Source organism: Oleiphilus sp. HI0043, from assembly GCF_001634935.1.
In genome coordinates this window covers 1-539 of the sequence record NZ_LWEY01001061.1, presented here as the reverse complement: position 1 = coordinate 539, position 539 = coordinate 1, and the positions used below count along the sequence as shown (strand labels likewise).

The following is a 539-nucleotide window of genomic DNA, read 5'->3' as shown; positions in this document are numbered from 1 at the left end:
CTTTTCTCGAAGATAGTTTTAGCTCTGCTATACAAATGTAACTGCTTTGGCGTAATAGATTTAGTTGGCCGTTTGAGCCAAGCATAATAAGCTGAGCGGCTAACACCCATTGCTTTGCAAAGTTTGATAACAGGATATGCTGAGGAAAGTTGTTGAATGGTTTGAAACCTTACTTGGTTTCCTTCAGCAGGAGGGCGCTGGCCTTTTTTAAAATCTCCTTTTCCATCTTCAGCTCTTTATTTTCCTTTCGGAGCCGAAGCAATTCAGCACGCTCATCTGTATTTAAGCCAGTACCAGATTGTTCCGCATCAAACTTGGCTTTCCAGTTGTAGAGCAACTTATCTGTAATACCCAATGAAGCAGCCGCTTTAGGAACGCTATAGCCTTGCTCGGTGACCAGGGCAACCGCTTCTTGTTTAAACTCTGTTGTATAACTTCTGTTCTTTCGTTTTGTCATTTAACACCTCAATAATTGGATTATATTCCTTATTGAAGTGTCCTGTTTGATTAAAGCAGATCATTGCGAGGGGGCGTGTTTT

Annotated in this window: 1 protein-coding gene; it reads right to left on the bottom strand. The window is 41.4% G+C overall.

Going from position 1 to position 539, the window contains the following annotated elements:
* Window positions 1-169: 169 nt before the first annotated feature.
* The gene (locus A3729_RS11745; RefSeq protein ID WP_068510178.1) at window positions 170-457 is read right to left on the bottom strand and encodes a transposase; all 288 of its coding nucleotides are present in this window, start codon (window positions 455-457) and stop codon (window positions 170-172) included.
* Window positions 458-539 lie beyond the last annotated feature (82 nt).